We start from the raw sequence: 13916 nt of genomic DNA, 5'->3' as shown, positions 1-13916 counted from the left end.
CGGGGCAAAACTGCGCCCTTGTGGGGCACGGATGCCGGTGCAGAGGGGGTGAACGGTGGCCAGGCACCACGCAGGTGCCCGGCAGGAATGGGCGGACGAGTCGGACTGGTGCGTCAGCCGCGCGGCAGGGCACGACGGGCCGCCAGGCCCAGGACGGCAGAGAACAACACCACCGTCGACAGGCCGGCCGCCAGCGAGCGCGACTCGGAGATCAGGCCGATGATGGGTGGGCCGGCCATCATGCCCAGGTAGCCGAGCGACGACACGGCCGCGATGCCGTGCGCGGCGCTCACGCCCGGCACGCGCGAGGCGGCGCTGAAGAGAATGGGGATCACGTTCGCGAAGCCCAGGCCCACCAGCGCGAAGCCGGCCAGGGCCACCAGCGGATGCGGTGCGAGCAGGGTGAGGGCCATGCCCACCGCGCCCAGCGTGCCGCTGAGCTGCATCAGGCGCATGGCCGACACGTGCAGCCGCACCCAGTCGCCGCAGAAGCGCGCGGCGGCCATGGCGGCACTGAAGCTGGCGTAGGCCAGCGCCGCAATGCCTGCATCGGCAGCGAGCACGTCGCGCATGTACAGCACGCTCCAGTCGTACATCGCGCCTTCGCTGATCAGGCCCAGCGCGGCCAGCACGCCCATGAGCAGCAAGGCGCCGCGCGGCAGGCTCATGGCGGGGCCTTCGGCGGGCGGGCCGTCCACGCGCAGCATTGCCGACCAGCCGGCCACGATGGTGGCGGCGCTCGCCAGGGCGCCGACGACCAGTCGCTGCGTGGGCGTGACCCCGGCCGTGTGCAGGACGCTTGCCGCGGCCGAACCCACCATGCCGCCCAGGCTGAACATGCCGTGGAACCCGCTCATCACCGGCCGACCGGTCAGCCGCTCGATCTCGCTGGCCTCGGCGTTGATGGACACGTCGAACAGGCTGATGGCGATGCCGTAGGCGAGCATCACGGCCAGCAAGGCGGCATAGCTGTCGAAGGCCAGCAGCAGGGCGATCGCCAGAGAGGCGGCCAGGCCGCTGGCGATCGTGACCGTTCGAGGCCCGTGCCTGCCGACCAGGCGTCCCGCCTGCGTCAGCGTGAGCACGGAGCCCACGCCCCCGGCCAGCATGGCCATCGCCAGCGCCCGGTCGCCCAGGCCGTAGTGGGCCTTGACGCTGGGCACATGCACGCCCCAGGTGGCGAACACGATGCCGCAGACGAAGAACTGCGCGCGGATCGCGTGGGTGGCGGCGGCAAGCGAAGGGGCGGGCTTGGCGAGGGACGACATGGCACGGGTGCTGCGTGGATCGGTTCAGTATGACAGCGCTTTCACTGGTCCGCGATGACCATGTTGGAATCGATTCCATCTTGCGGTGACATTTCACGGCCTCTTGCGACGTACCCGGGCGCCTTGCTTCCGCATGTAACGGCCTCTGGCCTGCATGCACGCCTGTCGCTGACGTGCTTCGTGCTTCGTGTCCATGGCACGGACGCTGCATCTGGCGCGGATTCGCAGGTGCGATCTGACGTGCGCCTTTCGCGCAAGAACCCAGCAGGAGAACAAGAATGAGCAAGGCTCACGACGAGGGACAGAACATCGGCGGTCTCAGCAGGCGCCGCCTGTTGAGCCTGGCAGCGGCCACCATGGCCGTCGGGGGCATCGCGGGCTGTGGTGGTGGGGGTGGGACATCGGCTCCGTCGCCGGCACCGACACCGCAGACCGCCCCGACGCCGCCTGCTCCTGCACCCGCACCGGCCCCAGCCCCGGCGCCCGCACCGGCTCCGGCGCCCGCACCCGCACCCGCACCCGCTGCCAAGAGCGCCAAGCGCGGCGTCGCCTACGACCTGGCCTCGGAGGCCGACATGACGGCGCTCGCGCCGGGCGTGAGCTGGTTCTACAACTGGGCCTCCAAGCCCAACAGCAAGCTGCCGTCGGACGCTGGCACGCGCCACGCCATGGACCACGTGCCCATGCTGTGGAACGGCAGCTTCGACGACGCGGCGATCACGTCCTACCTGCTCGCGAACCCCGGCATCCGCTACCTGCTGCTGCTCAACGAGCCCAACCTCACCGACCAGGCCAACCTCAAGCCCTCGGATGCCGCCACGCTGTGGCCGCGCTACGAAGCCATCGCCACGCGCACCGGCGTGAAGCTGGTGGGGCCGGCCATCACCTGGGGCACGATGGCGGGCTTTGCCGACCCGGTCGCCTGGCTCGATGCCTTCTACGCCGCCTACCGCCAGGCCAACGGCAACCGCGATCCGCAGATCGACTACCTGGCCTTCCACTGGTACGACTACGGCCTGGCCGGCCAGCTTGACCGGCTGACGAAGTACGGCAAGTCCTTCTGGGTGACTGAGATGGCGAACTGGCACAACGGCGACGGCTCGGCGCAGATCGATACCGAGGACAAGCAGAAGGCGCAGATGACCGACATGGTGTCGGTCTGCGAGTCACGCGCCGACGTGTTCCGCTACGCCTGGTTCACCGGCCGCTGGAACAACGACGTGCACCACACCAGCCTGCTGGCCGCTGACGGCGTGCTGACCGGCCTGGGCCAGCACTACCTGTCGCGGCCGTTCTGAGGCGGTGCGTCAGGCCGGCTGATCCGCCAGTTGGGGATGGTCCTTCCACGCCGGCATGGTGCGCATGTAGGCGCGTGTCTTGCGCTCGGCCTCGTCTCGGGCGAGTGAGGGTTCGCGCGACATCGACCACTGCACCATGCGCTCGAAGCGCTCGTCGAAGGGCTGCAGCGAGCCGTCGGGGGTGACGCAGTACTGGCACAACAGGCCGCTGGAAATGCTCATGCCGCAGCTCTTGCAGGAATGGGTGGTGGTCATGGTGAGGGGTCCTCGAAGTGATGGGGTTGATGGGGGCATTCGCCGGCGGCCCGCACCAGCGCGGCCAGGCCCGTGCAGAGGGCGTCGCGCTCCGCAGGGCTCAGGCCTTGCAGCGCCTTGGACAGCCTGTCGCGGTCCAGCGGCGCGAGGCTCTGGTTCAGCACGTCCATGCCCTCGTCGCTCAGCCACACCAGCGTGCGCCGACGGTCGCGGGTGTCCTTGAAGCGGGTGACGAGGGCGCGTTCCTCCAGCCGGTCGATGAGCTCGCTCATCGCGGACTGCGCCCGGTCGAAATGCAGGCAGGCTTCGCTCACCGTGAGCGGCCCGCTGCGCGACAGGTGCAGCATGAAGGCCAGCGCCTCGGCCGAGGCGCGGTGCTGGTGCTTGTCCCAGCGCGTGTGCAGCCGCTCGTAGATGCCGGCGTAGTGCGCCAGCACCTGGCCGGTGAGCTCAGGCAGGGAAGGGGTTTCGGGCATGGCGGCACTCTATCGGCCGCGCATTGCATCGGCAATCCCGATGCAATGCGCCATGTCTTCGGGTTTCAACCCTCGGGCTGGTGTGATTTCGTTTTCACCTGGGGCCATCGGCGGGGCAGGGACGAGGCCGCGGCAGTGGCATAGAGTTCGGTCATGCCAAGTTCCCGCGTTTCAATGCTTCGCTGGTGGTGCCTGGGGCTGCTGCTGGCAGCCGCCGTGGGGCATGCGCAGCCTCTCAAGGTGGCGGTTTCGCGCGGCCCCGTCTCGCTGCCCTTGTACGTGGCCGAATCCAACCAGTACTTCAAGGCCACCGGCGTGGACGTGGTGTTCGTGCCGTGCAAGAGCGGCCTGGAATGCTTCGAGCTGATGAGTTCGGGCGCGGCCGACGTGGCCACCGCCGCCGAGCTGGTCCTGAGCCTGCGCGCGGGCAGTCATCCTGAATCGGTGCTGCTGGGCACGCTGAGCAGCTCGGCCCACCAGATCAAGCTGGTCGCCCGGCGCGACGCCGGCATCGCCAGGCCGCAGGACGTGCAGGGCAAGACCGTGGCCACGGTGATGGGCACCTCGGCGCAGTACTTCATGTCGAGCTGGCTGACCTTCCATGGGCTGGGCTCCTCGGACGTCAAGCTCGTGGCCACCACCCCTTCCGACGTGGTGCAGACGCTGGCCACCCGGCGGGCGGACGCCGTGGCGATCTGGGAGCCGTTGGCCAGTACCTGCGTGCAGGAACTGGGCGGACGCGCCGCCATCATTCCCAGCCCGCGTGTGTACACCCAGTTCTTCAGCCTCTTGTCCACGCGCCAGGCGGTGACGGTCAAGTCGCAGGCGCTCACGCGGTTCCTGCAGGCCCTGATCAAGGCCGAGCACTTCATCGAGATCGAACCTCAGCGCGCCCGCGACATCCTGCGCACCCAGCTGGGCGGTTCCACCGAGCTGGCCGACCGCCTGATGAGCGAGCAGGACTACCACCTGCGGCTGGACCAGGCGGTCGTCACGACGATGCGCTCGCAGGTCCGCTGGGCCCGCAAGGAGAACCTGGTGTCCTCGTCCGACACCGACCCGGCCACGCTGGTGGATGCGAAGCTGCTGCGCGCGCTGATGCCGCAGGCCGTGACCCTCGTGGACAGGTAGGCGAAGTAGGCGCGCCATTCAACGGCCCGGTTCTGCCATTCAACCGGCGAATCCGACAGCCCGAGGGATTGCCGGTGGTGCGGCTGCACGATGCTTCCTAGCATCCGCGCACTACTCAAGCATTCAGGGGGATTGGCATGACGACGGCATCCGCAGGCAGCGGCGAACCGGCGGCGCGCAAGGTTGTGGCGCTCTCTCCGGTCGCTTCTGCCTCGGTGCCGGGGTCGGCTTCAGGCGGCGACGTTCGATGAATCGTCGCTGACCTTGAAGCGCGACACGGCGCCCACCAGTCGTTCCGTCTGCGACCGCAACACGCCGGAGGCCGCGGCGCTTTGCTCCACCAGTGCAGCGTTCTGCTGCGCCGTCTGTTCCAGCAGCACGATGCCGCGGCTCACGCGGTCGATGCCCGAGGTCTGCTCGCTGATGGCGGCACTGACCTCCGTCATCAGCGTGTCCACCCGCTGCACGCGCACCACGATGTCCTGAATCGCCTGGCCCGCCGACTCCGCCAGCACCAGGCCCTGGGCGGTCGTGCGCACCGAGCCGTCGATGAGCGAGGCGATTTCCTTGGCCGCGTCGGCACTGCGCCGCGCGAGCGAACGCACCTCGTTGGCCACCACCGCGAAGCCGCGGCCTTCATCGCCCGCTCGTGCCGCCTCGACCGCCGCGTTCAGCGCGAGGATGTTGGTCTGCGCGGAGATGCCTTCGATCACGCCGAGGATGTCGGCCATGCGCCGGCTGCGCTCGGCGATGGCTCGCATCATCTCCACCACCTGGGTCACCACCTCGCCGCCCTGCGTGGCGCACTGCGAGGTCTCCTGCGCGAGCTCATTGGCCTTGCGCGCATTGCCAGCGGTGAGGTGCACGGCCGTCGTCATCGCCTCGATGCTGCTGGTGCTGGCCTGCAGGCTGCTCGCCTGTTCCTCGGTGCGGCGGCTCAGGTCCATGTTGCCGGTGGCAATCTCGCCCACGCCCAGCAGGATGCCGTTGGCGGTGGCCTGCGTTTCGCGGATGAGCGCCTGCAGCTGCTGCTGCATCGCAACCATCGAGGCCATGATGCTGTCGGGTGCGCCAGGCTGCGCCGAGAGGTCCTGCGAGAGGTCGCCTTCTGCGATGCGACCGGCGATGCGCGCCACCTCTGCAGGTTCACCACCGAGCTGCCGGGTGATGCGCCGAGAGATGAAGGCGGCCAGCAGCACCGACACCGTCACGGCCAGGGCCGCGGTAACGAGCAGGACCTGGCGCGCCAGCTCGTGCCGCCGGCGTCCGTCCGACTTGGCACGGTCGGCGCGCTCGCGGTTCTGTGTCCACAACCGGCGAACCGACGCGTCTGCGGCTTGGAAGGCGGTGAGGGCAGGGCCGTCGAAGAACTCGCGCGCCTCCAGCACACGCTCGATCTCGCCGCCGGCCGCCGAGTTGGACATGGTGATGAAGCGTGGGCGCAGCGCATCGAAGGCAGCCACCGTCTTCTTCAATTCGGCGTCCGCGGCAGGGTCGCTGTCGGCATCCGACAAGGCGGCATAGCGCTTCATCGCCTCGTTGAACGCGGCCACCACCGCCTGGACGTTCTTCTCCTCGCGCTCCTTGGCCGGCATGGTGGGCGCCGCCAGGTGCTGCAACTGCGCGCTTCGCATCTGCTGCAGCCGGTCGTTCACTTCGCCCAGCGCGGCCAGCTTGGGCAGCGTGCGGTCGACCACGCCGTCGAAGTGCTGCTGGATGGCGGCCAGCTGCGCCCAGCCCGTGGCGGCCAAGGCGAGCGCGAAGGCGACCATTACCGCGAAGGCCAGGGCCAACTGGTGACCCAGTTTCAGGGAGGCGGCGAGTCGAAAGCCCGGGAGTCTTGCCACGGCAGTTCCTTTCTTTGAATGCACGCCTCAAGCTACGGATGTTTGTCCGCCTTCTTCGATACGCCCTTGCGCGCTGCTGTACGCCGCTGCCACGGATGCGCTGGTGAAATCCCCGCGGCTTGCCAAACGCGCAAGTATTGGAGCGCGCCACGCGGTATCGATGCGTTCCCGGCAACGCCACACACTGGTCCGGCACCTTGGGTGCGTTTGATCCCACGGAGGTCCGGACGTGAAGTTTCTCGCAGTCGCCATGCTGGCTTTTTCCTGCGCCGTCGCCGGTGCGCAGGCGCCCACCGAACTCGTCATTGCCACGGTAAACAACGGGCACATGATCGTCATGCAGCGCTTGTCGCGGCATTTCGAGAAGGCCAACCCCGACATCAAGCTGCAATGGGTGACGCTGGAGGAAAGCGTGCTGCGCCAGCGCGTGACGGCTGACATCGCGACCAAGGGCGGGCAGTTCGACGTCATGACCATCGGCATGTACGAGACGCCGATCTGGGCGCGCAAGGGCTGGCTGCAGGAGATCCAGCCCGATGCAGCCTACGAGGTCGGCGACCTGCTGCCTGCGGTGCGCGGCGGCCTGTCCTACCAGGGCAAGCTCTACGCCGCGCCGTTCTATGGTGAAAGCTCGATGACCATGTACCGCACCGACCTCGCCCGCGAGGCCGGTGCCACGTTGCCGGCGCGCCCCACCTGGCAGCAGGTGCGAGACGCGGCGGCGAAGATGCACAACCCGGCCAAGGGCGTGTACGGCATCTGCCTGCGCGGCAAGCCCGGCTGGGGCGACAACATGGCCCTGGTGACGACCATGGTGAACACCTTCGGCGGCCAGTGGTTCGACATGGGCTGGCATCCGCAGCTGGACAGCCGCGCCTGGACCGAGGCGGTCGGCTTCTACGTGGACCTGCTCAACAAGTACGGGCCGCCGGGCGCGGCGGCCAACAGCTTCAACGAGAACCTGGCCCTGTTCCAGGCGGGCAAGTGCGGCATCTGGGTGGATGCGACCATCGCGGCCTCGTTCGTGTCCGACCCCAAGGCCAGCCGCGTGGCCGCCAACGTGGGCTTCGTGCAGGCACCGGTGGCCGTGACGCCCAAGGGCGCGAACTGGCTGTGGGCCTGGGCGCTGGGCATTCCATCAGGGTCGGCGAAGGCCGAGCAGGCACAGCGCTTCATTCGCTGGGCCACCTCGCGCGACTACGTCCAGCTGGTGGGCCATGAGATCGGGTGGGCGCAGGTGCCCACGGGCACGCGCACCTCCACCTACCGGCGCCGCGAGTTCCTGGGGGCGGCACGCTTTGCGATGGACGAAGCCATCGCCATCGCCACCGCCAGCCCGACGGACAGCACCTTGCCGCGCAGCCCTTATGTGGGGGTGCAGTTCGCGGCGATCCCGGAGTTCCAGGCCATCGGGCAGTCGGTGGGGCAGAGCATCAGCGCTGCGCTGGCGGGCAAGATGAGCGTGCCGCAGGCGCTGTCCGCAGGCCAGGCCGCGGCGGACCGCGAGATGCGCCGCGCGGGCTACTACAAGTGAGGCGATGAGTGCAGCTCAGGCCGCCTTGCGCGGCAGGGCTTGCACGAAGTCGAGGATGGCCTTGGATTCGCAGCGGCTGGCCATCGTGCGCAGCTGGTCGGCGAGGAGCCGGTGCGAATCGCTCAGCGTCTGCAAGTGGGTCGCGAAGCGGGCGATGTCGCCCATGTTGCCGATGCGTGCGAGCTGCTCGAGGCTTTGCAGTTCGGCCTCGGGCAGAGGGGCGTCTTGTGAGATGGGCGGCGTCGTGCCGGCTGCTGCGGCCTCGCGGGTCAACGGCGCGGGCATCTCCAGCTCGAAGCAGAAGAGGCTGCCCAGGCCGGGCGCGCTGCGGACGTCGATGTCCGAGCCCATCGCGCCCACGATCTGCCGGCTGATGGCCAGGCCCAAGCCGGTGCCTTCGCTGCGGCGCACTTCGTCGCCCACCTGCACGTAGGGGTCGAAGATGTGGTGGATCTCCTGCGAGGACATGCCCATGCCGGTGTCGCGCACCTCGAAGCGCACGCGCACGCCGCCGGCCGATGCGCCCGCGAGCTTCACCGACATGCGGACCTCGCCCACGTCGGTGAACTTCACCGCATTGCCCAGCAGGTTCAGCAGCACCTGGCTGAGCCGGCGGTTGTCCACCAGCACGACCGCTGGCAGGGCCGGGTCGACGCTGCAGGCGAAGCCGATGTGCTTCTCGGTCGCCTTCACGCGCATGATTCCGCACACCGCCGCCAGCAGGTCGGGCAGGTGCACTTCGGCGGGCGTCAGTTCGAGCTTGCCTTCCTCGATCTTGGCGATGTCCAGCAAGTCGTTGATGAGCGCCAGCAGGTGTCGCCCGCTGTGCTCGATCATCTGCAGGTTGGAACGCTGTTCGATGCTGAGTTCGCCGCGGTCCTGCAGCAGCCGCGCGTAGCCCAGCACGCAGTTCAGCGGCGTGCGCAGCTCATGGCTCATCGACGCGAGGAAGCGGCTTTTGGCGAGCGTGGCCTCCTGGGCCTGTTCCATGGCCTGGCGCAGCTTGAACTCCGCGGCCTTGCGGTCGGTGATGTCGTGGTTGATGCCGGCGATGCCGATGACCTTTCCGTCGTCATCGACCAACGGCACCTTGGTGGTGAGCATCCAGGCCTCGGTGCCGCTGCGGGTGTAGTGCACGTGCTCCTCGCGGTCGACCATGGGCCGGCCGGTCTGCATCACCTCGGTTTCTTCGCGGCGGTATTGTTCAGACGCCTCGGGGGGATAGAAGTCCGCATCGGTGCGGCCGATGAGATCGGAGGGCAGCGACACGCCCATGCCGCGTGCGACGCAGAGGTTGGCAAAGACGAACCGGCCTTCCAGGTCCTTGGCGTAGATGCGCTGCGGCATGTGGTCCGCCAGGGTGCGCAGCAGGATCTGTTCGAAGGACGACGTCGGCATGGCACGGTCCCCATGGTGGCCCGGGTTGGCGGCCCTGGCTGGTGGAGTGGGGTGAAGGATGTGCTCAATCGCGCCCGGGCCAGATACTGGCGTGAAGGAAACTGTACTCTGTTGCACAGGGTGTGCAGTGCTATCCCTGATCCTTGCGTCAGGGGTATTGGAAGGGCAGACGCGACCCTCCCGGGCGGCGTCTGCCTTCAGTTCATGTGCGACGAATCAGGTCATGGCGCCCAGGGCGCCTGCACCGACCAGCGCGTGTCCACCAGGAAGCTGTTGGACGTGTTCCAGGCGTCACCGCCCAGGCCATCGGAGATCCACACCTCTGCGGCGTAATGGCGCAGGTAGCGATTCGGGTAGTTGAATGCCGCGAAGCGCGTACCGGTGCTGCCATCGGCCGTGCCTTGCGCGCAGAAGGTGGCATCGGCGCGGTACAGGTCGCTGTTCTGCTGGGGCTCGCGGCGCACCCGCGAGTTGCTGTGACGCAGAAACTCTCCGGGGAAGTTGCGCGACTCGAACGAGTAGCAACTCGCGTCCGCGAGGCCTGCGACGAGGCGCCAGGTCGCGTCCTGCTTGAGCAGCGTGCTGCTGTCGGCGTCCACGACCTCGGTGAAGGCCAGGCCGTCCTGGTGGCGGATGTAGCGGTTGTCGTAGCCCGGTGTCAGCACGCGCATCGAGTGCCAGTCACCGGGGGTGATGACCACGGCGCTGCGCCACCAGCCAGTCTGCGGCGCCCACGATGCATCGTTGCGGAAGAGGTCGGTGTCCTGGAACTGGTTGAGCCACACCTCGGCATTCATGTGCCGCACGTAGTAGCCGGGCAGGTTCTTGGATTCCAGCGACATGCCGAACCCGCCGTTCAGCGCCTTGCGTGGGCAGAAGGTGGCGTCCGACTTGAACAGTGCGCTGTTGTCGTTCGGGTCCAGCCGCAGGCGGAAGTTGGCGTGGCGCAGGAACTGGCCCGGAACGTTCACCGACTCGAAGGACACGCAGCTGCTGTCCGCCAGGCCGTTGACCACCTTCCACGACGCGTCCGTCTTCAGCAGCTCGGGGCTGGACGCATCCACCACTTCCGTGGACGCGAGGCTGTTGGCATGGCGGATGTAGCGGTTGGTGACGCCGGGGGTCACCGTGCGCAGCGAGTACGACGCGCCGCCTCGCAGGTAGGGCACGCCGTCGATGAGCGCCTGGTGGGCGGCCTTGACGCGGGCGAAGTCCATCTTGCGGACCTGCCGGTCGTAGGTGAGAAAGCCGTTGAGCTCGTCCTCCACGTCCGTCGTCTCGGTGTAGACAGCGGCGCTCAGGCCCCGGGACACCGCCAGGTCGCGCAGGCTGTTCACCTGGTCGAGGTAGACGTTGGTGAGCGTGGCCGAGTCGGGGTAGAGGTTGTAGCAGCAGGTGGACGCGGGGTTCCACATGTGGCCATCGACGCGCAGGCCGTTGCCGCCGAATTCGCCCAGCACGGCGACGCGGCCGGGCTGCCAGTTCGGTGCACTCGGGCCGGGGTAGTCGTGCAGGTCGATGAGGTCGCCCGTGCCCTGGTCGCCCGGGGCGAAGTTGATGCCGGAGTGGGTGTTGATCAGCCGGCTCGCGTCCCACGACTTGAACGTGTTGGCCATGCGGACCATGTCGAAGTCGCCCCAGCTCTCGTTGAAGATGACCCAGGTCACGACGGCCGGCGAGGAGCGGTGCTCATCGACGATCTCGCGGTCCTCGGCCTCCACCTTCGCGCGCACGTTGGGGTTGGTCTCGGCATCCCAGGCCTGGGGCATGTCCTGCCACACCATGATGCCCAGCTTGTCAGCCCAGTAGAACCAGCGCTGCGGCTCGACCTTGATGTGCTTGCGGACCATGTTGAACCCCAGGTCCTTGGCGGCCTGCAAGTCAGACTTCAGCGCATCGTCCGTCGGCGCGGTATAGAGGCCATCGGGCCAGAAGCCCTGGTCCAACGGGCCGAACTGGAAGACGAACTTGCCGTTGAGCAATGGACGCGGCACGCCGTCGACCGTGCCCACGCCGATCGAGCGCATCCCGAAATAGCTGCCGACTTCGTCCACCACCGTGGTGCCGCTGCGCACGCGGATCTTCAGGTCGTAGAGGAAGGGATCGTCGGGCGACCACAGGTGCGGGTTGGGCACGGGGATCGTGAATTCGATGTCGACTGTGCCGGTGGCGCTGCCGACGTTCGCGCCGCCGCTGGTGGCGACGGCCTCGATGCTGGTGCCCGCGAGGTTGTCGCCGCGAACGATGACGCGCAGCCGGTTGTTGGGCACGTCGGGTGTCATGTCCAGCCGCGTGATGTGCGGGGCGGACACCGGCTCCAGCCACACCGTCTGCCAGATGCCGGAACTCGGCGTGTAGAAGATGCCGCCGGGGTTCAGCGTCTGCTTTCCGATCATGTCGTCGCCGGTGGTCGGGTCGAAGGCGCCCACCACCAGTTCGTTGCTGCCGGCGCGCAGGTAGGGCGTGATGTCGAAGCTGAAGGCGTCGTAGCCGCCGCTGTGCTGGCCCACGCGTGTGCCGTTCACGTACACCGTGGCCTTGCGGTCCACCGCGCCGAAGTTCAGCTTCACGTGCTTGCCGCTCCAGCCCGCCGGCACCGTGAAGCTGCGGCGGTACCAGAGGTTGCGGTCGTTCATGCGCTGGATGCCCGAGAGGTAGGACTCGACGGGGTAGGGCACCAGCACTTGCTCGGGGTTCGCGGGAAAGCCCGGTGCCGTGGCGGGAGGGCTGTTGGCGTCCGGCGCGGCGCTGCCGCCGTTGTAGCTCCACTTGCCGTTCAGGTTCAGCCAGTCCGTCCGGGTGAGCTGCGGCCGGGGATATTCCGGCAGGGGGACCGCGGCTTGCAGCGCGGCGGTGGTCCAGGGCGTGGTCAAACGCGCCGACACCGCCTGCGCCGTCACGGCAGCGGCCTTGCTGCGAGTGCCGGCGTCCAGCGCGGTGGACGTGCCGTCGGTGCTGCCTCCACCACATCCAGCCACGATCAGCGATGCCAGGGCAGCCCCCAGGCATCGCACGGATCTTCCGTACATGTTCATCTCCTCTCGGGTGTCGCGGAAAAACTTCTTCCGTTGCCAGCAGACGTTGTTGGGGTGTGGCAGCGCTGGCAGGCTGTCATGACTAATAATCTGAAAATATTAGTCAGACGAGCGACAATACACCACCGTCATCGACACGGCAGCAAGGGGAAGTAACCGCAGAGTTTCAGCGCTTGCGGGTGGCGAGCGTGCGGGTGGCGACGGTGCCGCGTGACACCAGTTGGCCTTCGACCTTCAGGCGGCGCTTGGGTCGCGTCGGCTGTGCCAGCTCTGCCAGCAGGGTTTCCACGGCCAGGCGTCCCATCTCGTAGTTGGGCAGCACCAGTGTGCTGAGGGGTGGATAGGTGTGCCGCGCGATCTCCTGGTCGTCATAGCCCATGACGGAGACCTGGCGAGGCACCTCCTTGCCAAGCTGCTGCAGTGCCTGCAGGCAGCCCAGTGCCATCAGGTCGTTGGCGCAGAAGATGGCCGTGGGCGGGTGTGGCTGCTTCATCAGCGCAAGCGTGCAGTCGTGGCCGGACGCGACGTGCCAGTCGCCTTCGCGCACGAGTGCGGCGTCGAAGGGGATGTCCATGCTGGTCAGTGCGCGCCGATAGCCCTTGAGGCGATCCTGCGAGGCGTCCATCCATGGCTCGCCATTGATGAAGGCAATCCGCTTGTGGCCGGCATCCAGGAGATGCTGCGTTGCCAGCATGCCGCCCATGATTTCCGACGGCTCGACGGATGAAAGGCGCGGGGGTGCATTGGCCGGTACGTCCGCCTCGCGGCAGTTCAACAGCACGGTCGGCACACGGGTGAGCGGCTCGGGCAGGGTGATCGCGCGGGTGAAGATGGTCGAGTAGATGACGCCGATCACCTGCGGATTGGACAGCATCGTGGACAACACGGCCGATTCCACGCTCTCGTTCGTGCGCGTCGCGAAGACGGACACCAGCGCACCTTGTCCCCAGGCTTCGTCCTTGGCGCCGTCGATGGACAACACCGGATGAGGGCTCGTGGACATCTCGTCGACCAGGTAAAGGATGACGGGCAGGCCAGCGCTCTTGCCTCGCCGCGATGCGGCTCCGGTTGCGCGTCGGTCGGGTAGCCGATATCCCAGTTCGCCGGCGATCTTGATGACCTTGGCACGCGTCTCGTCCGACAGCTTGGTGCCCGTCATGCCGTTGAGCACCAGCGAGACCGTTGACTGCGAGACGCCAGCCTTCAAGGCGACATCCGTCATGGTCACTCGCGTGTCGGAAGGTCGCGTGGTCTTGCCGGGCTTCTTCTCTTGGGGCGCGGTTCCTGCTGCGGGCTTCTTGGGCATGAATGAGCGAGTGGTCGTTGGTGGGGTGTGCCGAGCGGGGCGATTGTGATCGCATCGTGATGAATTGATCTTCTTGCGCGCTCTGTTTGCGTCGCGCCTCAAAATTGATGCATAATGCTGAGTTCCGGCGCACGATGCGTGAGCCGGTTGCGACGGAAGTTGCAAAGCCCCTTGAATTTAGTCGGCAATTGACGAGCTAACAAAAATTCAGACATAATAGTGGGCTTCGCTGATAACAAATCAGCAACGTTCTTTAAAAACTAACAGCCGATAAGCGTGGGCGTTTGGACGGGTTGAGTGCCAGGCATTCGAAAGAATGTCGGGTCTGAAGGACCTTAAAAACGCTCACTGAAGTGAAGTTCACTTCA

General features: G+C 67.3%; 10 protein-coding genes. 3 read left to right on the top strand and 7 right to left on the bottom strand.

Annotated features, from left to right (window positions below):
• Positions 1-113 precede the first annotated feature (113 nt).
• The gene (locus tag DZC73_RS28735) at positions 114-1268 is read right to left on the bottom strand and encodes an MFS transporter (RefSeq protein ID WP_124543840.1); all 1155 of its coding nucleotides are present in this window, start codon (positions 1266-1268) and stop codon (positions 114-116) included.
• A gap of 278 nt (positions 1269-1546) precedes the next feature.
• Between DZC73_RS28735 and DZC73_RS28730 the strand changes: the two genes are divergently transcribed.
• A complete protein-coding gene (locus tag DZC73_RS28730; protein ID WP_235835328.1) occupies positions 1547-2566 on the top strand; it encodes a glycosyl hydrolase in 1020 nt (339 codons plus the stop codon).
• Between the two features lie 9 nt (positions 2567-2575).
• Here the strand turns inward: DZC73_RS28730 and DZC73_RS28725 are convergent, their stop codons facing one another.
• The gene (locus tag DZC73_RS28725; RefSeq protein WP_124543839.1) at positions 2576-2821 is read right to left on the bottom strand and encodes a hypothetical protein; all 246 of its coding nucleotides are present in this window, start codon (positions 2819-2821) and stop codon (positions 2576-2578) included.
• A complete protein-coding gene (locus DZC73_RS28720; protein WP_124543838.1) occupies positions 2818-3297 on the bottom strand; it encodes a MarR family winged helix-turn-helix transcriptional regulator in 480 nt (159 codons plus the stop codon). The genes DZC73_RS28725 and DZC73_RS28720 overlap by 4 nt, the downstream gene beginning before the upstream one ends.
• 153 nt (positions 3298-3450) lie before the next feature.
• Here DZC73_RS28720 and DZC73_RS28715 point away from each other — a divergent pair, with 153 nt between their 5' ends.
• Complete coding sequence (locus DZC73_RS28715) at positions 3451-4428, top strand: ABC transporter substrate-binding protein (protein WP_124543837.1); 978 nt, start codon at positions 3451-3453, stop codon at positions 4426-4428.
• Positions 4429-4658: 230 nt separating this feature from the next.
• Here DZC73_RS28715 and DZC73_RS28710 read toward each other — a convergent pair whose 3' ends face one another.
• A complete protein-coding gene (locus DZC73_RS28710; protein WP_124543836.1) occupies positions 4659-6275 on the bottom strand; it encodes a methyl-accepting chemotaxis protein in 1617 nt (538 codons plus the stop codon).
• A 250-nt stretch (positions 6276-6525) separates the two neighbouring features.
• On the opposite strand from DZC73_RS28710, the gene DZC73_RS28705 reads away from it, so the two are divergent.
• Positions 6526-7809: an ABC transporter substrate-binding protein gene (locus DZC73_RS28705; RefSeq protein ID WP_124543914.1), complete on the top strand. Its 1284-nt coding sequence runs from the start codon at positions 6526-6528 to the stop codon at positions 7807-7809.
• A gap of 15 nt (positions 7810-7824) precedes the next feature.
• Here the strand turns inward: DZC73_RS28705 and DZC73_RS28700 are convergent, their stop codons facing one another.
• The 3 genes from DZC73_RS28700 to DZC73_RS28690 all read right to left on the bottom strand — a co-directional run bounded on the left by DZC73_RS28700 (position 7825) and on the right by DZC73_RS28690 (position 13464).
• Positions 7825-9207 (bottom strand): ATP-binding protein, encoded by a 1383-nt coding sequence (locus tag DZC73_RS28700; RefSeq protein WP_124543835.1) that lies wholly within the window; start codon positions 9205-9207, stop codon positions 7825-7827.
• Positions 9208-9428: 221 nt separating this feature from the next.
• Entirely contained in the window at positions 9429-12236 is a 2808-nt protein-coding gene (locus tag DZC73_RS28695; protein WP_161974796.1) for an AbfB domain-containing protein, read from the bottom strand.
• 172 nt (positions 12237-12408) lie between these two features.
• The gene (locus DZC73_RS28690) at positions 12409-13464 is read right to left on the bottom strand and encodes a LacI family DNA-binding transcriptional regulator (protein ID WP_124543913.1); all 1056 of its coding nucleotides are present in this window, start codon (positions 13462-13464) and stop codon (positions 12409-12411) included.
• Between the last annotated feature and the right edge of the window lie 452 nt (positions 13465-13916).

Origin of the sequence: Rhizobacter terrae, from assembly GCF_003852895.1 — a bacterium.
Classification (GTDB): domain Bacteria; phylum Pseudomonadota; class Gammaproteobacteria; order Burkholderiales; family Burkholderiaceae_C; genus Albitalea; species Albitalea terrae.
The sequence above is the reverse complement of the archived record's forward strand: the minus strand, read 5'-3'. Positions and strand labels throughout refer to the sequence as shown.

Coding starts and splice junctions, on each gene's coding strand:
- DZC73_RS28690 (WP_124543913.1), bottom strand. CDS start 13,464: ATGACGGATGTCGCCTTGAAGGCTGGCGTCTCGCAGTCAACGGTCTCG.
- DZC73_RS28720 (WP_124543838.1), bottom strand. CDS start 3,297: ATGCCCGAAACCCCTTCCCTGCCTGAGCTCACCGGCCAGGTGCTGGCG.
- DZC73_RS28715 (WP_124543837.1), top strand. CDS start 3,451: ATGCCAAGTTCCCGCGTTTCAATGCTTCGCTGGTGGTGCCTGGGGCTG.
- DZC73_RS28705 (WP_124543914.1), top strand. CDS start 6,526: ATGCTGGCTTTTTCCTGCGCCGTCGCCGGTGCGCAGGCGCCCACCGAA.
- DZC73_RS28700 (WP_124543835.1), bottom strand. CDS start 9,207: ATGCCGACGTCGTCCTTCGAACAGATCCTGCTGCGCACCCTGGCGGAC.
- DZC73_RS28695 (WP_161974796.1), bottom strand. CDS start 12,236: ATGTACGGAAGATCCGTGCGATGCCTGGGGGCTGCCCTGGCATCGCTG.
- DZC73_RS28730 (WP_235835328.1), top strand. CDS start 1,547: ATGAGCAAGGCTCACGACGAGGGACAGAACATCGGCGGTCTCAGCAGG.
- DZC73_RS28725 (WP_124543839.1), bottom strand. CDS start 2,821: ATGACCACCACCCATTCCTGCAAGAGCTGCGGCATGAGCATTTCCAGC.
- DZC73_RS28735 (WP_124543840.1), bottom strand. CDS start 1,268: ATGTCGTCCCTCGCCAAGCCCGCCCCTTCGCTTGCCGCCGCCACCCAC.